Origin of the sequence: Leptospira wolbachii serovar Codice str. CDC, assembly GCF_000332515.2 — a bacterium.
In the GTDB taxonomy this organism is placed as follows: Bacteria; Spirochaetota; Leptospiria; order Leptospirales; family Leptospiraceae; genus Leptospira_A; species Leptospira_A wolbachii.
In genome coordinates this window covers 1,721,875-1,740,061 of the sequence record NZ_AOGZ02000014.1, presented here as the reverse complement: position 1 = coordinate 1,740,061, position 18,187 = coordinate 1,721,875, and the positions used below count along the sequence as shown (strand labels likewise).

General features: G+C 39.3%; 19 protein-coding genes. 5 read left to right on the top strand and 14 right to left on the bottom strand.

Going from position 1 to position 18,187, the window contains the following annotated elements:
- Positions 1-2: 2 nt before the first annotated feature.
- Both LEP1GSC195_RS13575 and LEP1GSC195_RS13570 read right to left on the bottom strand, forming a co-directional pair.
- Positions 3-473 carry a hypothetical protein gene (locus LEP1GSC195_RS13575; RefSeq protein ID WP_015681081.1) on the bottom strand — a complete coding sequence of 157 codons (471 nt, stop codon included), beginning with the start codon at positions 471-473 and terminating at the stop codon, positions 3-5.
- Positions 474-685: 212 nt separating this feature from the next.
- Complete coding sequence (locus LEP1GSC195_RS13570; protein WP_015682774.1) at positions 686-1,399, bottom strand: MIP/aquaporin family protein; 714 nt, start codon at positions 1,397-1,399, stop codon at positions 686-688.
- A 134-nt stretch (positions 1,400-1,533) separates the two neighbouring features.
- On the opposite strand from LEP1GSC195_RS13570, the gene LEP1GSC195_RS13565 reads away from it, so the two are divergent.
- Positions 1,534-2,835, top strand: a complete 1,302-nt coding sequence (locus LEP1GSC195_RS13565; protein WP_015682379.1) for a malic enzyme-like NAD(P)-binding protein — start codon at positions 1,534-1,536, stop codon at positions 2,833-2,835.
- Between the two features lie 196 nt (positions 2,836-3,031).
- On the opposite strand, the gene LEP1GSC195_RS13560 is transcribed toward LEP1GSC195_RS13565, so the two are convergent.
- Both LEP1GSC195_RS13560 and LEP1GSC195_RS13555 read right to left on the bottom strand, forming a co-directional pair.
- Complete coding sequence (locus LEP1GSC195_RS13560; protein WP_015681728.1) at positions 3,032-3,481, bottom strand: DoxX family protein; 450 nt, start codon at positions 3,479-3,481, stop codon at positions 3,032-3,034.
- A gap of 70 nt (positions 3,482-3,551) precedes the next feature.
- A complete protein-coding gene (locus LEP1GSC195_RS13555) occupies positions 3,552-4,424 on the bottom strand; it encodes an AraC family transcriptional regulator (RefSeq protein WP_015681503.1) in 873 nt (290 codons plus the stop codon).
- Positions 4,425-4,668: 244 nt separating this feature from the next.
- Between LEP1GSC195_RS13555 and LEP1GSC195_RS13550 the strand changes: the two genes are divergently transcribed.
- On the top strand, positions 4,669-5,040 hold the full coding sequence (locus tag LEP1GSC195_RS13550; protein WP_002972640.1) for a phasin-related domain-containing protein: 372 nt from the start codon (positions 4,669-4,671) through the stop codon (positions 5,038-5,040).
- A 147-nt stretch (positions 5,041-5,187) separates the two neighbouring features.
- Positions 5,188-6,024, top strand: coding sequence for an LBF_0142 family lipoprotein (locus tag LEP1GSC195_RS13545; RefSeq protein WP_015682594.1), 837 nt, complete (start codon positions 5,188-5,190; stop codon positions 6,022-6,024).
- Between the two features lie 124 nt (positions 6,025-6,148).
- Here the strand turns inward: LEP1GSC195_RS13545 and LEP1GSC195_RS13540 are convergent, their stop codons facing one another.
- From LEP1GSC195_RS13540 to LEP1GSC195_RS13500, 9 genes are all read right to left on the bottom strand, one after another.
- On the bottom strand, positions 6,149-6,745 hold the full coding sequence (locus tag LEP1GSC195_RS13540; RefSeq protein WP_015682015.1) for an energy transducer TonB: 597 nt from the start codon (positions 6,743-6,745) through the stop codon (positions 6,149-6,151).
- 1 nt (position 6,746) lies between these two features.
- Positions 6,747-7,169 carry an ExbD/TolR family protein gene (locus tag LEP1GSC195_RS13535; RefSeq protein ID WP_002972391.1) on the bottom strand — a complete coding sequence of 141 codons (423 nt, stop codon included), beginning with the start codon at positions 7,167-7,169 and terminating at the stop codon, positions 6,747-6,749.
- A gap of 1 nt (position 7,170) precedes the next feature.
- Positions 7,171-7,590 (bottom strand): ExbD/TolR family protein, encoded by a 420-nt coding sequence (locus LEP1GSC195_RS13530; protein ID WP_002977138.1) that lies wholly within the window; start codon positions 7,588-7,590, stop codon positions 7,171-7,173.
- 20 nt (positions 7,591-7,610) lie between these two features.
- Positions 7,611-8,450, bottom strand: a complete 840-nt coding sequence (locus tag LEP1GSC195_RS13525) for a MotA/TolQ/ExbB proton channel family protein (RefSeq protein ID WP_015681534.1) — start codon at positions 8,448-8,450, stop codon at positions 7,611-7,613.
- An 85-nt stretch (positions 8,451-8,535) separates the two neighbouring features.
- The gene (locus tag LEP1GSC195_RS13520) at positions 8,536-9,315 is read right to left on the bottom strand and encodes a cobalamin-binding protein (protein ID WP_198012801.1); all 780 of its coding nucleotides are present in this window, start codon (positions 9,313-9,315) and stop codon (positions 8,536-8,538) included.
- Positions 9,316-10,011 carry a potassium channel family protein gene (locus tag LEP1GSC195_RS13515; protein WP_015682579.1) on the bottom strand — a complete coding sequence of 232 codons (696 nt, stop codon included), beginning with the start codon at positions 10,009-10,011 and terminating at the stop codon, positions 9,316-9,318.
- A 5-nt stretch (positions 10,012-10,016) separates the two neighbouring features.
- Positions 10,017-11,834 carry a TrkH family potassium uptake protein gene (locus LEP1GSC195_RS13510; RefSeq protein ID WP_040506743.1) on the bottom strand — a complete coding sequence of 606 codons (1,818 nt, stop codon included), beginning with the start codon at positions 11,832-11,834 and terminating at the stop codon, positions 10,017-10,019.
- A complete protein-coding gene (locus LEP1GSC195_RS13505; protein WP_015681093.1) occupies positions 11,831-12,517 on the bottom strand; it encodes a hypothetical protein in 687 nt (228 codons plus the stop codon). The genes LEP1GSC195_RS13510 and LEP1GSC195_RS13505 overlap by 4 nt, the downstream gene beginning before the upstream one ends.
- A 30-nt stretch (positions 12,518-12,547) precedes the next feature.
- Entirely contained in the window at positions 12,548-13,858 is a 1,311-nt protein-coding gene (locus LEP1GSC195_RS13500) for an amidohydrolase family protein (protein ID WP_040506741.1), read from the bottom strand.
- Positions 13,859-13,960: 102 nt separating this feature from the next.
- Here LEP1GSC195_RS13500 and LEP1GSC195_RS13495 point away from each other — a divergent pair, with 102 nt between their 5' ends.
- Both LEP1GSC195_RS13495 and LEP1GSC195_RS13490 read left to right on the top strand, forming a co-directional pair.
- The gene (locus LEP1GSC195_RS13495) at positions 13,961-15,232 is read left to right on the top strand and encodes an MATE family efflux transporter (RefSeq protein WP_051122366.1); all 1,272 of its coding nucleotides are present in this window, start codon (positions 13,961-13,963) and stop codon (positions 15,230-15,232) included.
- 15 nt (positions 15,233-15,247) lie between these two features.
- Positions 15,248-17,005, top strand: a complete 1,758-nt coding sequence (locus LEP1GSC195_RS13490; RefSeq protein ID WP_015680957.1) for a patatin-like phospholipase family protein — start codon at positions 15,248-15,250, stop codon at positions 17,003-17,005.
- Positions 17,006-17,186: 181 nt separating this feature from the next.
- Here LEP1GSC195_RS13490 and LEP1GSC195_RS13485 read toward each other — a convergent pair whose 3' ends face one another.
- Positions 17,187-18,185, bottom strand: a complete 999-nt coding sequence (locus LEP1GSC195_RS13485) for an SPFH domain-containing protein (protein WP_015681637.1) — start codon at positions 18,183-18,185, stop codon at positions 17,187-17,189.
- Positions 18,186-18,187: the final 2 nt, after the last annotated feature.

Here is an 18,187-nt window from a genome sequence, read left to right as displayed (position 1 = left end):
ATCTAATCATCTACTTTGATTTTACCGGACGTTATCTTTAAGGATTCGAAAGATACCATTTTAAATGGTGTTTGTCCATCAATCGTACCATCTACTTCAGCAATAAGAACGGGACGTTTTGCGACTCGAAGATCGATCATCAAAATTCCTTCCACTTGGTAATCGTTTCCTGAGGCTCCATCATCGAGAATATAAGCAAAAGGAACAACTCCATCGCGTAATTCTGGTGCAAATATTTCATCGTCTCCATGATCAACAATGTATTTACCGAGAACATTCTCTTCTTCAATATCACCAAACCGATCATAGAAATCGATTTTTTTGTTTTTACTCATTTGATACCAATCGAAAAGACGAATGTTCTTTTGAATTTTTTTTTGACCTTCAAACGGTATGGTTACATTTGCCGATTTGCCAAAAAGATTTTTATGTTCCCCAATGACTTGATTGAGTATAACTTCATATTGATTCATAGGTCATTTCCTTATTTGATAGATATACTTTATAAGATTATACGAATGCATGAGAATCTCTTTCCATAAAGTGATTTTCGAAATATACCTCTGTAAATTTTTATCTTCAATTAGTTTATTATCCCGAATGTAATTCATTGCTTTAGGAATTGGGCTCCAACCTAAATTCTTTTTCCATTGAATCTCAAAATAAAAAAGTAGGTTGTTGTTGCTTATACCAAATACTTTATCACCACCGCAGCAATCCCTGCACCAGCTAACGGTATAAATACGGGAAGCCAGGCATACTTCCAACCAGAATTTCCTTTATTGGGAATGGGGACTAGAGAATGAATGATTCTTGGACCTAAGTCGCGTGCGGGATTGATTGCATAACCTGTGGTTCCACCCATGGATAGGCCAATGGCCCAAACTAGTAAACCTACAAAGCCGGCTCCTGCAATGCCTGTGGCTCCCCCATTGAGCGGCGAGAAGATGGCATGGATTCCTAAAACAAGTAGAAAGGTTCCAAAACCTTCGCTAATCACATTGGATACTGTGTGTTTGATGGCTGGTTCTGTAGAGAATACCGCTAGAATCTTTCCTGGATCTTTTGTTTCTTTCCAATGAGGTAAGTAGTGTAAGTAGACAAGGAAGGCTCCGAGAGCTCCACCTCCGATTTGTGCGAGGCTGTAAGGGATAAAATTAAAATAATCTCCCGATTGGATACAAACAGAGAGAGTCACTGCGGGATTCAAATGAGCTCCTGGACTTCCTAAAGCCTTTGCTACCAAAACACCAAAACAAACGGCAAGCGCCCAAGCAGTTGTGATAGCGATCCAACCACCATCCTTGGCCTTCGATTTTTCTAACAAAACACCGGCAACAACACCATCACCTAGTAGAATGAGAACTGCCGTTCCAAAAAATTCTCCAACAAGTTCCAAATGAGCCCCCTCTGGCTTTTCGTAAGGACTTTATCTAAAGGGACATAGAACCTTTCGCAACCTTTTTTGGAACTGCTTTCCACCAATTTATTCTAGGATTTTCCATTGAATCATAAATCGTGGGAAAATAGACCATGAAAAATAGCGCGCTTGAGTATCACTCTAGGTTTCCGAAAGGAAAAACCAAAGTAGTTCCGACAAAACCAACGGAGAACAGTTACGACCTTTCCTTGGCCTACTCACCGGGCGTCGCTTACCCTTGCCTCGAAATAGAAAAACAACCTGATCTCGTTTATGAATACACAAACCGAGGAAACTTAGTCGGAATCATCACCAATGGAACTGCTATTTTAGGTCTTGGTAATATTGGAGCTTCCGCTGGAAAACCAGTGATGGAAGGAAAGGCAGTTTTATTCAAAAAATTTGCCGGCATCGACGTGTTTGATATCGAAATTAATGAAACGGATCCTGAAAAATTTATAACTATCGTAAAGGCCCTCGAACCAACGTTTGGTGGTATCAACTTAGAAGACATTCGTGCTCCAGAATGTTTTCACATTGAAAAAACTTTAGATGAAAGTATGAAGATTCCTGTTTTCCATGATGACCAACATGGAACAGCGATCATCTCCACTGCGGCACTTCTCAATTCTTTAGAGATCACTGGTAAAAAAGCCGGTAACTTAAAAGTTGTCATCAACGGTGCTGGAGCTGCGGCCATTTCCATTGCAGGGATGTTAACTCATATTGGAGTGAAACATGAATTCATTTATATGTTGGATTCTCGTGGTGTGATCAATCATAAACGAACCAATTTACATGATTCCAAGTTACCATTTGTTCGCACCACCGATGCAGAAACTCTAGAAGATATTTTTCCTGGAACTGATCTTTTTATTGGAGTGTCTGTTGCCAACGTGGTGACGGAAGCTATGGTAAAGACAATGGCAGAAAAACCCATTATGTTTGCTCTATCCAATCCCGATCCAGAGATTCCTTATCCTGATGCTAAAAGAGCAAGACCCGATCTCATTATGGCAACAGGTCGGAGCGATTATCCTAACCAAGTGAATAACGTACTCGGATTTCCGTTTATCTTTCGTGGCGCCCTCGATGTTCGTGCGAAAGTAGTGAACATGGAGATGAAGTTAGCGGCAGCTTATGCACTGAGTGAGCTTACAAAACTTCCAGTTCCCAAAGAAGTTACCGAAGCATACAATGAATTAGAAATCCGATTTGGTGCCGATTATATCATTCCAAAACCTTTAGATTCACGTGTTCTTTACCATGTAGCACCCGCTGTGGCAGAAGCTGCTGTCAAAACAGGTGTGAACCAGGTAGAATATCCGGGACGTGAGGCTTATGTGAAATTTTTGGAATCGATCATGGCACAACAAAAAGAACCAATCAGTGCTTTAGAAATCTATACCGACTAAACCCATCTAAATCCAACGATTCGTTCCCTTGCGAGTGACGGTTGTCTTTAGATGGGCAACCAAACTAGTTCCGTTTCTGGTTTTCGTTACGTTTCCGCTAAATTCCCTTTTCTTTAATTTTCATTTTGTTTGAGATAAGTTCAAATTCGCTTTGTTTCAGCTCAATACATTTCATTTTAATTGGAATCTATTGAATTCAGTTGGATTGGATCTTTTCAGAGATCCAACTATCTACTGCTAGTTGGCCTCCACCGGCAATCATCAAAATCACTGCAATTCCAATCGCAAGGATATGGTATTCAAATCCTTCTCCCGGTTGTTGGTTGAACCAATTCATAAAAAATCCGTTTTTCCTTACGTAAATGGCAGCTCCAAGCATGGTGAGTCCAATCCCAAAAGAAGAAATCCTTGTGAAGAATCCGAAAATAAGACCGAGGGCTCCGAAAGATTCGGCTATGATTACTAAAAATCCAATCGCATAGGGAATCCCTTCTGATTTAAAAAAATCCAGTGTTGCCGAATACCCGTATCCTCCAAACATTCCGAGTAACTTTTGTAATCCGTGTGGAAGGATCACCAAACCTAAAACCAATCGTAATAAAGTAGGAAGCCAACTGGCTTCTGTGTAGAATAATTTTTCTAACATTCCATTCTCCTAAAATCTAGGTTTATCTTACGGAAAATCGGAAGTTTGGTAAATGGAGAGAATTTGATTTTTATGGTAGTTTTCGTTTCGAAAGTCTAAAATTTTCTGGAGAGTTGGTTGTGTGCGTTTTGAAGAACTTACTAAAATAGGAATTGTCTGTAAATCCTAAGGTAAGTGCAATCTGATTGATGTTAAAGTCAGAATGGAGTAACAGTCGTTTAATTTCCAAAACCAATCTTTCTTGAATGATTGATTTTGCTGATTTGCCATACTGGTTTTGGCATAATTGATTCAAACTTCCAGTGGAGATACCCATCTCTTTAGCATAATACGATGTTGTTTTTTGGTCTTTGAAGTTTTTATCTAATAAACTAAAGAATGTATATAACTTTGAATCAATAGTTATCATTTCATTTTGAGAAAGATTGAATTCTTTCAAAGATTGTTGTAATACCAATTGGATTAAAAGATAGGTCATTGAAGAATTCGATTGAGAATCCTTTTCACTGAGTAATCTTTCAAAATCATTTTTCAGTTGTATTGAGTCATTGATTGTGAGCTTACTGGTAGGATTTCCTAATTGGAAAAAGGGATAGTTTTGAAAACTAGAGATAGACCCTCCTTGTTCGGAAAGGTAGTCAGGATAAATCTTTAGAGCAAAACCTTTTACTGGTTTGGAAAAAGTCCAAGAATGCACTTGCCCCGGCCTTAAGAAGAAAAGAGTATTTTCTTCAATCGTATGAGATTGGAAGTCAATGGAGTGAGTTCCTTTTCCATCAGTGAAGTAAAACAAAGCAAAATGAGAATGCCTATGCGAACTGTCAAAGGTTTGAAATTCACTTGGTAACTCTTCCAACCTGCCTGCATAAAAGTAGGGATTGGTGACTTCTTTCTGAATGTCCTTTAGATGAATGATGGGAATGTTCTTTAGTTCCTTGTGCATAAAAAACTCTGCATCGTGCAGTTGCTAAAATCCTCTCCCAAACCTCAAAATTAGCATATTCAGAGATTCTGAGGAAGCTGATCTGCCTGTGGGTACCTTTCTAATCACAATAAAGCCCAAACTCTCGACGTTAAAAAATCTAAAAAAATACAAAAACAGGATAAAAAAGTTCTTGAAAGATTTTGTGCGCCGCACATAACTGTGTTGTGCATTGCACAAATAGGTGAAAACCAGGAGCTAAATTATGGAAAAACAAATCATGGACATTCTCAACGCAGGTATCGGACTTTTCCAATCAGGAAAAGAAGGTCTTGGGAAAGCAAAAACTCAGTTGGAAACAACTTATAATGAATTAGTATCAAAAGGTGCTTTGGATAACACGGAAGACTCTGTAAAGATTCGCCAATCCGTTGACAAAATCCTAACAGACATTAAAGAATTCTCTAGTGTTGCAGGAAAAAACTACGATGAAACTCGTTCTAAAATCGTAGAAAACTACAACAAAATTGCTGAAGAAATCAAAGCAAAAATGCCTGAAGGAAAAATTGAATCCGTAAAAGCAAAAATCAATGAAGTTGCGGAATCTATCAAAAAAACAGGTGCTGCAAAAGCATAAGTTTCACTTATAGAAGAAGAGGTCGGGTCTACCGACCTTTTTCTTTTTTCGTTTTCAAACTCTAACTTTTAGTTCTTACTTACCTCACTTCATTCTCATCCACTTTCCCTATTGACAGGTGATTGTTTTCACTTCATTCTGGAATCAATGTTTCGTTTCAGTGCCTTAATTATTTGTATTTCTTTTTATTTTATCTCTTGTTCTCTTGCTGACCTACGTCCTCCCACCTTACAAAAAGAAGGTTTCAATCCTGATCTAAAGAAGAAAGGATTGTCAGTGATCACGACTCCTCCTGTGAAAGAACTCACACCTGGCAATTGGAAAGAATACAAACAAATTCAATTTGTCGTTAAAGACGTTTGGCACTCTAAGTTTGTTCGTTTTTTTACACCAATTAAAGAATCAGAACAAAGGCTTCGCGTGTACTTGGATTTTGAAAAAGATGCGATGGAAGTGGAATTTCTGGGTGGGGAAAAAAAAGGCCTCATCCTTGGCCTAGTTAAAAAAGATGCCTACCAGATTGCAGCCGATACTGGAAAAGTTTTTACTGGTGATGATGAAGTCCGTGTCTATTTGGAGTCTCTTCGTTTGTATTTAACACTCCCTTGGCGATTAACTGAGTTTCCCATCATTCAATATGCGGGTCCTACCCAAAAACTAGGCCAAGATTTTGAAGTGGTGTATTTGACCTCAGTACAAACTAACGCGACTCCCGACACAGACCAATATGTTGGTTACTTTGAAAAAACAAGTGGTGCTTTGGAATGGATGGAGTTCACTTACCGTGAACTTTTTAGTTTCTACAAAGGTGTTTTGAAATACGGTTATTATGAAGCCTGGAACGACAAACAATACCCAAGAAGGATAACTATTTTAGATCGTTTTGAAGATCCTGATTTTGTTCATGAGATTCGCATTGAAAAAATGGAAATCCCGAAGCAACCTATGGAAGAAGAGGATAAGGTTTTGGAGTTACCGGAGTAGCGAAAGGGATCGTAGCGGAAATCCTGCTTGCAGATTGCAGCGGAGAGCCCGGTCCACCACCGCTTCGGTGGTGGATTCGCCCACAAAAACTTAAGAAAAGATTTTTAGGGAGATTAAAAACTTTTTAATTCAATGTAAATCGAATGGGAACCAGTACTTTTACCGTAATGGCTTTTCCTTCTAAGATAGAAGGGGAGAAACGTTTTCTACGGTAAACTTTGATGGCTTCTTCTTCGAGTCCACCACCTAACTGCTTTCCTACGGATCTCACTCGTAACACTTCTCCTGTATTTCCGATGATGACTTCTAAAGTCATGGTTCCTGTTACCCCGAGTGCTTTTGCTTCGGAAGTATATTCAGGACGATTATTGGGAGATAAGTCTACGGGTGAGGTAGCGCCAGATACAATGGGGTCAGAAGCACCAGCAATTCTTGGGTCTTCTTTTTTCTCTTCTTTTTCTTTGTCGGTAAGATCAAAGTCTCCATCGGTTGGTTTGGAATCAGTGGATGGTTCTTGGATTTGGACATTGTCAATGAATGCCACTTCTTCCACGAGACTATCCAAACTGTCCGTTTCCAAATGAGGAGTGAACCAAAAGAGAATGATGACGGCTTGTAAAAATGCGGATATAGCAAGACCAGTTTCGATTCGGTACCGATCGATAAATCGATGGATCCTTTCTCGTTTGGATCTTTTTTGTGTAACAACTGTTCCGTTCACTTTACTTCCCTTTTAACCCGCCACCTTGGGTGGTCTTGGTAACGAGGGAGACCTTTAAGGCCCCTATCTCTCGGAGGGTTTCGAATACACTGTCTAGTTCTTCATAAGTTAAATCTTGGTCCGCATGAATCAAAACTTTGAGATCTGGTGTGGTCGAAAGTTTTGCACGGATTTCACTCATGGCTTCATTGAGTTCCATTTTGACTGAGTTGAAATAGACAGTTCTCTTTTCATCGGCAGTTAAGTAAAGATTGGCAATCTTTTTGTTTAACTGTTCTCCACCAGGAACATCTGGTAGATTGATGGGAAGGTCTGGATCCGAATCCAATACGGAGGTTACCATAAAGAACACGAGGAGTAAGAAGGCAATGTCTGCCATCGAACTTACGGGAACTGAAGGTGCGACTCTCTTTCTTCGTAACATATTATTTCTTCTTTCTCACTGAGATTTTTTCAAATCCACGTAGTTGGATTGCTGATAGTGCATCCAACATCTTTGCATATTTGGTATCACCGGTTGTAACAATGAGTGCTAGTTTGTTTTTAAGATCCGGGATTTCCATTTGGTTTAGGTCATCACGAAACTCTTGCAAATTAGTGTATTCTTTGGTTCCGAAAGCCGGATTACGCATTTTGTATCTGTCTTGAGTAACCAAAATTTCATATACATTCTTTCGTAAAAACGGCTGAGGTTCGGATTGTTTGCGAGGAAGAGAAATGTTAAGTCCTTCCTTTACAAAGAATACGGCAGTTACCATAAAAAATACCAAGAGTAGAAAGGCAATATCCGACATGGATGCTGCCGATATCTCCTCTAGTTCTTGTTTTTTCTTTAACTTAATCATGGTTCGTTACTATCCGTTACTTACGCTCTTTTACCGGCTTTGAGTTTTAAATATTCTTTGTAGATTTTGTTCGCTGCTTCTTCTACTTCAGAAGTAAAGAATCCGACTCGGCCTTGTAAGTATTGGTAGAATGTCATGGCAGGAATCGCAACTATAAGACCAGCAGCAGTGGTGATTAACGCTTCTTTAATACCACCAGCAACCACTTTCGCGTTTACTTGGTCAGCGTTGGCAATCGCATCAAATGCGTTGATCATACCAGATACAGTTCCAAGGAATCCAACGAGAGGCGCAATTGTGGAAACAGCAGAAAGAACAGTAAGTCCTTTTTCTAGAAGTGTCATCACTTCGCCGGCTTCTCTTTCAATTCCAGAAGCAAAAATTTCTGGATCGTTTTGAGAAACTTCCATACCATTTTTTAAAATATCAGTAATTCGTTGCCCTTCGTTTGCTTTTAAGAATTCATCTACACCGTTCATACCAGAAGCATCAATCGCATCTTGTAAGTCTTGGTTGTATCCTTTTCTTACAAGTTTTGCCGTGAAGAAAAAGTAGATTCTCTCTAGAATCACACCAAATCCAATAATCGAAGAAAGTAGGAGTGGCCACATAGACCATCCACCAGTAACAAACAACTTCACGAGTCCAATTTCGGATTCTTGTTGTGGCGCTTCCGCAGGAGCTTCTGCTACAGGTGCGGGAGTTTCGGTCGGAGTTTCTGTTGATTGTGTGGTTTCAGTCGCTGGGGCAGCAGGTGCTGTTTGTGCTTCGAGTTTTCCTGCAAGAGTAAAGATTGTGATGAGTGCGATCACAAAAGACAAAGTGAGTTTCGCTTTTGTCTGGTTACATGAGAATTTCATGAATGTCTCCATATCTAATTGATATGTTTCAAATCTAGATGATCCTTGTTACAAATAGATTACAGGGGCATGACAAAGTCGGGAATTAGAAGGAGGAAAAGATCTCTTTCAGTTTGGGAATCCCTTCTAAAAATAAAGCCGGTCCTGGTTGTAATATAATGCTTGGGTCCATCTCAAAGATTTTGTTTTTCTTTAGGGCGCTCACTTCTTGCCATTCCGATTTGTTTCGTACCCAGTCCCAGTCCATGGCTTTCCCACACCAAGAACCTACGTAGATGTCTGGGTTGGAATCTCTTACATCTTCTGCCGTGATGATTCTATCTTTGGCTAGTTTTCTGTCTTTTAAGTGGGAAAAACAATCCTCTCCGCCGGCAAGTTCTATGGCTTCGCTCACCCATTGGATTCCTGTGATGATGGGTTCATCCCACTCTTGGAAAAAGACTTTGGGTTTGTAGGTTTGGTTTTCTGCTTCGAGTTTCCACCTGGAGATGTCTCTTTGCCATCCATCGATTAGGATTTTGGCTTTATCTGCCTGACCCACAAGGTTTCCAAGCATTTGCATATTAGATAGGATCTCGGTTATAGACCTTTGGTTGAAGATAAGAACATTTAACCCTCGTTCAATGAGGTCTTTTGCGAGTTGCGATTGGATGTCGGAAAAACCAATGACAAGGTCTGGTTCGAGAGATGTAATTTTTTTAAGATTTCCGCTGATAAAGGCAGAAACTTTTGTTTTTTCTTCCTTCGCTTTTGGTGGCCGTTCTGTATAAACTGAAATTCCTACGATGCGCTTTTCTTCACCTAACAGATAGAGCATCTCGGTAGGTTCTTCGGTGAGACAGATGATTCTTTCCGGTCCCATGATTTACGTTTCCAAAAATTTAGTGATATCTGTTTGCGATCCAAATAAAACAACCACATCTTCTTCGCGTAGTACTGTGTTTCCATGTGGGATTCCTAAAATCTTTTCTCCTTTGGCGTCGGAGGCTCTTTTAGCTTCTTTATTTGTGAATGGTCGTTTGATCGTAATTACATTGATATTGTATTTGTGGCGTAAGTCAGCTTCTGCAATGGTTTTGTTGATATAACGTTTTGGAACTGTGACTTCCACCACACTATAATCATCAGAAAGTAAAAAACTGGAGCGCATACCAGAAAAGGATAAGGTTTCGGCCATACTTCTAGCGGCACGTTCTTCTGGGTTAAAAAGATCTTTGATTCCGAGCAGTTCCAAAACCTTCATTTGTAATGGAGTTTGGTACCGAGCGTAAATAGTTTTGACACCGCATTTTTTTAAACTATCGGCACAAATAATAGAAGTTTCAAAATCATCTGCTAAGGCAATCACTGCGTAATCCACATCGGCAATCCCTTGTGAAAGTAAGGCATGTTCGTCTGTGGCATCTAAAGCAACTGCCACGGTTACAGACTCTTTAATCGAATCGATGATCACCGGATCTTTATCAATCGCAATGACTTCGTGGCCATCTTCAAATAAATATTGAACAAACAACTTTCCAAAACTACCAATTCCAATGACTGCTATTTTTTTTCTTTGCATAACGATTAACCTACAACCACATATTCTTTGGGATATTCGTAAGAGATATGATCTACTTTTTTAGAAAGGGCTACAAGTAGTGTTAAAATTCCAACCCTTCCTACAAACATAACAATACAAATAATAATTTTACCGTAATCACTTAAATGTGGTGTGAGACTACGTGTCAAACCGACCGTGCCAAAAGCGGAAACAACTTCATAACACAAATCGATAAAGTTTGCATTTTCGGTGAGCAACAAACAGAAGATGGCAGAAAATATCACAAACAAAGATAATACAATAGTTGCGCTGGCTCTTGCAATGGAAGAATTAGCAATAGTTCGGTGGTCAATTTCCATCCTTTCTTTTCCGCGAATTTGATTAGTGATATTGAGTAATGATATGGCAAAGGTAGTAGTTTTTATCCCTCCCCCTGTGGAAACTGGGGAGGCTCCGACCCACATCAGAAAAAATGAGATGAAGGTGATTGGCAAACCCATCTGACTCAATTCTAAGGTATTAAATCCAGCCGTTCTTGTAGTTACGGAATAAAACAAAGAATGAAAGATTTGTTCTGTGGTGGTTAAACCTTTTAAACTAGAGTTACCTTCTAAAAAATAATAGGAAATCCAGCCGAATAACAAAAGAAAGCCGGTTGTCCAGAATACTAATTTGGATGTGACGGACCATCGGAATTTATAATCAAAAGGATTGGAAAGACGCCTTCGGATTTGAAATAAAACAGGAAAACCCAGGCCTCCGAGGACAATGAGGAACATAATCACAGATAAAAAACCTTCGGAATGTTTGAACGCTTCTGTTGCCAGTCCATTTGGTAACAAACTGAAACCAGCATTACAGAAAGCAGAAATGGAATGAAAGATGGAATAGTAAATTTTTTCTGACAAAGCAATTGGGAAGTTGTCAGGAAAACTATAAAACAATAATACAGCACCTAATAGTTCAATCACCAATGTTTGGAGTGTAATTTGTTTTAAAATCTCTTTGGCACGACCCATAGTTTCTTCGGAGAGAAGGTCTTTAATCATCATCGTATCACTCACAGAAACTTTGCCTGCAAGGAAGATGGAAAAAAAACTTGTTAATGTCATAAGTCCGAGTCCTCCCACCTGGATGAGAAGTAAAACCATCAGTTGGCCTGTTAGCGTAAACTGGCTTGTCAGATCTACAGTGGAAAGCCCCGTTACACAAGTGGCACTGATGGTTGTAAAAATGATATCAATGGAATTGACGGTTCCGTTCGTAGACTTTGGAAAATGTAAAAAACAAACTCCAATTAAAATGATGAATGCAAAAGAAGATACAAATACAATCGAAGGGCTTAATTTTTTAGAATCATGATTTCTGGAAAGACGGAAAAAATGTGCCAAATTGGAAAAGAGAAATAAAACTTGGTTTGCTGATAAAAAGATAAGTGTGGTGTCATCCCCTGAGATATGATAGGATTTTAAGATGGCAACTATATTCTTTTCATAAATGAATTCTAAACCTAACATACACAAAATGATAAGTTCTATTTTGTGTAGAGATATATACTCTCTCCATCTTTTGTTTGTGAAGATTAAATGAATGGATTCGTATAAAATAAAAAATGTAACCAGTGATCGAATGGAAATAGTAACATAGGGTTTCCATTCTTCTGGATAATAAAATCCAAAATCTAAAATTAAAATGGCGACCGATAAAAATCCGAATAGAATATAAAACGCCCGACCTACAAAACGAAGTTGTTCCATATAGAACTTTCGCATTTCGAATCGTTGTACTTGTAGATAAAGGGAAATGCGATGGAGAAAAACGAAGAATCGTTTGAACTTCAAGGGTAAACTTCGGCTACTTGTTTTTTCTTTTCCCGGTGTTCTTCCAACCTTTGTCTGTCCAAATATACATTGGTTCCAGAAAGACCAGTAGAACCGGTAATCATAATGGCACTTCCCACAATTGTTTTTTCGACAGCAAATGCAGCAACAACGGCCGCTGAAGCTCCCAACGCAAATGGTAAAGTTAAAAAGAAAATGATATAAGCCCTTCTGAATTTAGTTTCTTCATAAACTGCATCTTCATCAAATTCTTCTTTTTGTTTTTTCTTTAACTCTTGTTTAAGTCTGCTTTTCTGTAATTGATTTTGCAAAGCTTGTTCGTTAATTTCACCCGTAAGTGGGTTTATGGGTAAATTTTGGGAACCAGTTAAACTATAAGGATTAGTTGCGTTTTGACTGGAGTTGGATGTGGTTCTTGAATTGAGTAAGGAACCTGCACCGGGGATGGAGTCGATTCCGGTGTATTGGGTTTTTGCATTTTTGGGTGTGGCAAGGACCGGGGTTTCGAACTTGGGTGGGAGTGTCACATCTTGCAAAACATTGGATTCTGGATCCGACTTGGGAAGATTTCTTAAGTCGTAATTATTTGTGTCATAAAATCCCTCTTTGGTTTGCCCAAGTAGTGGCCCCATAGTTAAGGAGATCACAATCATTGGCACAAATATTTGGGAAAAAATCCGCATACATTCCAGTTTACCTAATCTGTGTCAGGGTCAATCCAATTCACGACCAGAAAGTTTCGTAGATCGATAGGAAAATGACTTTTCTCGGATGGATTCTAGATCTTTTTCGGAGACCCCTGCCGTATGCGCATGTCCATACTCCTCTGGCATTGTGGTTCCAAATAGCCCCGGATCATCCGAACCGATGGTGAGTTTGATATCGTTTTGAAGAAACCGTGTGATGGGATGATCAATATGTGATTCTAACATTCCAATATACAAATTGGAAGAAGGACAACATTCAATCACAACATCCGTTTTGGCGATCTTAGACATAACATAGTTTTGGAAGGTATGTAAGTATTGGGACTGTGTTTCATCAAAATGAATTTTGAGAATTTCAGAATCTGGTTTAGTTTTTAATTCCTTTCGTTTGAGTTCGAGTTCTTCTTTTGGATAGTACGGACCAAAACTTGTGATCTCCGAATATGATTCCAATTCACATTCGATTTGGTCTTTTGCTTCGGATACAAGTTCTGTTCTTTCATCCCCTAAAAAATAATCGGAATCAATCCCAAGAGCTAAGGCATGCCCCAGTCTATGGGCACCATTTTTTGCCGACTCTAAAACCCAACGAACCGCAGAGAAAGGAGTTTTGTCTCGAAAACTTTCTCCAACATGATAGAGAATCGATAAAGCAGTGTTTGGTTCCGCTTGGTTGTCCTTGGTGACAGATTGGAAAAAAGTTTTTTTGTCTTTGGGTGGATGGCCTTCTTCGATATGACAGAAGTCAATTCCCACAAGACCGTTGCGAATCATAGATTCTTTTTCCATCCAATTTTTCATCCAATCATAATTTCTTTCAAAGTTTAAATCTCTATGTAATGACATGACAAGTTTTGATTGGATGGGTTTTCCTTCTTTTTTGGCAGACTCTTCTCCTTTGGTTAGTCCTTCCAAACAAGCCATAAGTTTTGTATAAAAACTTTCTTTTGGTTCTTCTTTTCCAAACATCAAACGATATTCTGCATAACTGATATCATCCAAACTATTGGAAAGCACTACATCGTGTGTGACTTCTGTAATTTCTCTTTCATCAAACTTTACTAAGGCGATAATCAGATTGAACTTTGCTTGAAAATGTAAAAAGGGAGCCTTTTCTCGAAAGTGATAGAGTTTAGAAAACTTTTGAATGTCAGCATAATCTTCAAAAAAAGTAGAAGGTCGAATTTTTATACCATAAGCTTTTTCATAGGAATCCAAATACAAATGCCAACGAGGTTCCGGGTTATTTTTGCCGATTCGAAACAAAGTTTCGGGGGGTAAACATCCATAAAGGTGGTTGTGTAGATCGCAATACATATAAGAATGACAAAACTATGCTTCACAAAATTAGACGCATCTTGAAGCCAACTCGATTGAATCAGAAAATTCTTGGATTAGCAATCCCTGTTTTTTTTTGGAATGATTAGTTATACTGCCATCATGGTTGCTGATACCGCTATGGTTGGTAAATTGGGAGAGGTCCCTCTTGCCGCTGTGGGATTTGGTGGAATGGTTTATTTCTCTATTTTTGCTTTCCTTATGGGCGGATCTATGGCCGTGCAAATCATCGTTGCACGTCGATTTGGCGAAAAAAATGACAGAGGGGTCGGAATCACCCTGATCAATTCCGTCTATTTGTCCTTAGTTTTAGGATCTTTATTATCCTATTTTGGATTTCTTTATGCCCCAGAATTTATGGGATGGATCGGCGATGACCCTCAAGTAATCGAAGTGGCCGGTGTGTATTTATCTTACCGGTTTTTAGGAACTGTTCTGTTTTTTGTAGGGTTCGCCTTACGTGGATTTTTCGATGGTATTGGAATTGTACAAGCTGGTATGATTTCTTCTATATTGGCTGCCGTTACCAATATCTTTTTCAATTGGTTACTGATTTTTGGAAACTGGGGATTCCCTGCTTTGGGAGTAAAAGGGGCTGCTATTGCTTCTGGTTTGTCTTCTGTTCCGGCACTTCTTATCGTGTTGTTTTATTTTTTCCGCAAAGATGTAATCAAATTCTTTCAGTATGAAATCTTTGCACCGAGTTTTGAAATTCTTAAAGAACTTTGTATGGTTGGGTTTGCACCGGCTCTCGAAGGAACGCTTGTTAACTTTGCATTTTCTGGATTTTATAAAATTGCAGGAATGATTAGCACAACAACCCTTGCATCGGCAAGTGTTGTATTAACATGCCTTAGTTTGTCATTTATGCCAGGCTTTTCTTTTGGAATTGCTGCCACTACCATTCTTGGTCAGTCCATGGGACAGGGCAAAATGCGTTTGGCTTATGAAGGAACCATGCGTTCCGCAACTTTTTCGGCCATCGTTATGGGAAGTATGGGACTTTTCTTCATCATCTCAGGTCCTTGGCTCATTGGATTATTCACAGATGTGCCTGCCGTCATCAAGGAAGCTTACCCTGCACTTTGTATCGTGGCCCTCATCCAAGCGGGAGATGCCTACCACATGGTGATTGGATCTGCACTTCGTAGTGCTGGGATGATGTATTATGTGATGTTTGTTTACCTTGTTGTATCCTTCCTTGTTATGTTGCCGTTGGCTTATCTACTCGGGATAGTCCTAGCTTGGGGAACGATTGGAATCTGGTCTGCGTTTTTTATTTGGATTTTACTCATGGCAGTGCTTTTTGTCGGAAAATTTCGTAGGAAGGAGTGGGTAAGTATACGAATTTAATAGGGTGAGGGGAAAATGAAACGAACTGAATTAGAACGGCAGGCCATACAAAAATTTTTAAAGTCTGTGGATTTGTTCAAAAAACTTCCCCCATCGGTTTTGTTGCGACTTTCGAATAACGTCCAAGAAAAATTAATCCGAAGCCACGAAGCTCTCTATTACAAAGGAGAGTCTTCGGAGTCCATCTACATTGTTCGGTATGGAGAAATCCTTCTCGAAAATGTCGCTGGTCAAAGCCATGTATATGTGGGTTCCGGCCAAGTATTAGCTGAGAACTCACTCATCTCCAGCTCCAACCATTCTACTTCCGCCATTGCTGTGATTGATTCCCTTGTTTATGTTTTGAGTGGAAAACTTTTTTTACAATTAGCATCTCAAGAAAAGATCTTTGCACAAAATATCATTCAAATGATGGGATCTCGAATGAGAGAGAACTTGGATAGATCCAGTCATAATCCGAAAGATCATTCTATCGGCTTACGTAGATTATGTGTTCATGTTCCCTTAGAACCGGAATACCACTTTGGTGAAAAAGTAACTTCCTTCTTGGATGAATATGGTGAAGTCACCAAAAAACTCTCTACAGCCATTCCGATCTCTACTTTTAAGGGAATGGATCCCACCCAAATTTCCGAGTATCTTACAAATTTAAGAAACAAAACTCCCTTACTTCATATCTACTTTGATGAATCCACTTCCAGAATGGATTTACATTATCTTGTGGTTCAATCGGACTTTATTGTGTTTTGGGAAGATGAACCAGAGAAGTTTTACAAAGAAAAAGAAGAGATCATTCAGTTTTGGAAAAGTCGGATTCGAAACTTTGAAGGCCGCGCCATTCGTATGATGGAGAGTGGAGTTCGTAAAAGTTATCTCCCCCAAGACCAATCTTTAAAAACGTTTTATCAAAAGGATACTCTAGCAAGATATTTGGTGGCAAAAACTAGGGGTTTGGCGTTAGGTGGTGGTGGAGCTCGAGCTCTTGCTCACGTTGGATTATTAAAGGTTTTACATCGGGAAGGAATTCATTTTGATTTTGTATCTGGCGCTTCGATGGGGGCAGTGATTGCTGCCTTGTATGCAAGAAAAAATACCCCAGAGGAAATTGAAGAAATGATCAAAAATTTCTTTGGTGGATTGGAAAGTGCTTTTGACCCTACCTTACCCATCGTTGCTTTTTTTAAAGGCAAACGAATGAAACGGATGTTAAAGAAAGGATTTGGTGACCAAAGGATTGAAGAATTACCACTTCCTTTTGCAACCTCTGCAGTGGATTTACAAACGGGGAAAGAACATATCTTTGACCAAGGTCCCATCACCGAAGCTTTGACCAGTGCCATGAGTTTGCCAGGGGCTTTTCCTCCTTATCGTTTGGGGGAAAAGTTACTTGTGGATGGGGGAATGATCAACAACGTTCCTGAAAATCTCATTCGTACCAAAGGTGCCGATGTAGTGATGGGAATCAATGTGTCTCCTCTGCAAGAAATTGTTCCGGTCAAACTTTTTGAAGATCGAAACACAACAGAAAAAGGATTCTTTCGTTATATTTGGGACACTCTCAAATACCCACCCATCTTACAAATTATGACAAGAACCATTACTTTGGAAGGAAGAGAAATCACTCGGCTCAAACGCCCTAAAATGGATTTATTTGTGCACTTCCATTTAGAAGAATTTCAGTTATTTGATTTTGCCCGTTATCAAGAAATCATTGATAAGGGCGAACAGGAAGCCGAAGCCAATTTAGCAGAGATCAAACAATTATTTTCTTAAGGAAAATCATAGATCCATACCATCGGCCTCGGAAGGGAAGGACTTTCAAAAAACAAATTGGATTGATTCTGTATTGTATGGAAATTGATTTGGTGGAAGACAGAGATTGTTGAATTTCCATCTAACAGAGTTTATATTCTACTGTCAGATGGAAATTTGAACTTTGAGTTCTAATTAAGTTTTACAGCGAAGAAAGAATTTCTTTCTTTTTGGCTTCAAATTCCTCTGCGTTGATAAGCCCCTGGTCAAGTAATCCTTTCAGTTTCGCAATCCGAGCTGCCGGATCATTGGCTGCTGGTGCACCACCTTGCTGTTGACCTCCGCCTTGGTTCATCATATTGCCCATCATTTGGCCCATATTCATCCCCATTCCCATCCCCATCCCAGCACCCATGGCACCGCCACCTTGGCCTTCGTTTTCTGCGGCCGCTTGTCCAATATCGAACATTTTCTTTTGTTGGTATTTGTCTCCGAGCATATCGATTTCAAATTTATCGGTAATGATTTTTTGAATTCGTTGGTAGTTGGGATCGTTTTGGTCAAAGTTCACCGAAGATACGTTAAACTCTGTTAAATCAATTCCATACTTTTCAAATTCTGGAGCGAGTTTGACTTTTCCGGCAGTGGAACTTTCATCTCTAAACTTATTAATTTCTACAACGGATGTGTTGTTGTTTAAGATGACTTCAGAGATAAAATCACCAATCCCACGGACAATGTTTGGTTTCAAAAATTCATCAATGGATTCGTTTGTTGTCCGGTTTCCCCCTTTGACCACATTGATTAAAAAGGCTTTGGAATCTTTGATTCTAAACTTGTAATCTCCAAAGGCACGGATGTTGAGAACAATTTTGTATTTTGGATCTTCCAAAGGGATGGGAGTGTTTGTTCCCCATTTCATCGCAAAGATGGCTTTATTTACATAATAAACTTCTGCCGTGAAGGGAGTTTTTCCACCAAACGGAAGATTGACGAGAGCTTCGAGGATGGGAATATTTCCTGTTTTTAAAGTATGAGTTCCTGGCCCAAAGGTATCCAAAGCCTTTCCTTCTTTAAAAAAGATGGCTTCTTGGCTTTCATCGACTACGAGTTGTCCTGCGGTGCTGATTTCGTCCGATGGATATTTCCAAACGATTTCACTGGGGCTTCCTTCAAATTTAATTCTATCTATTAGTGCCATAT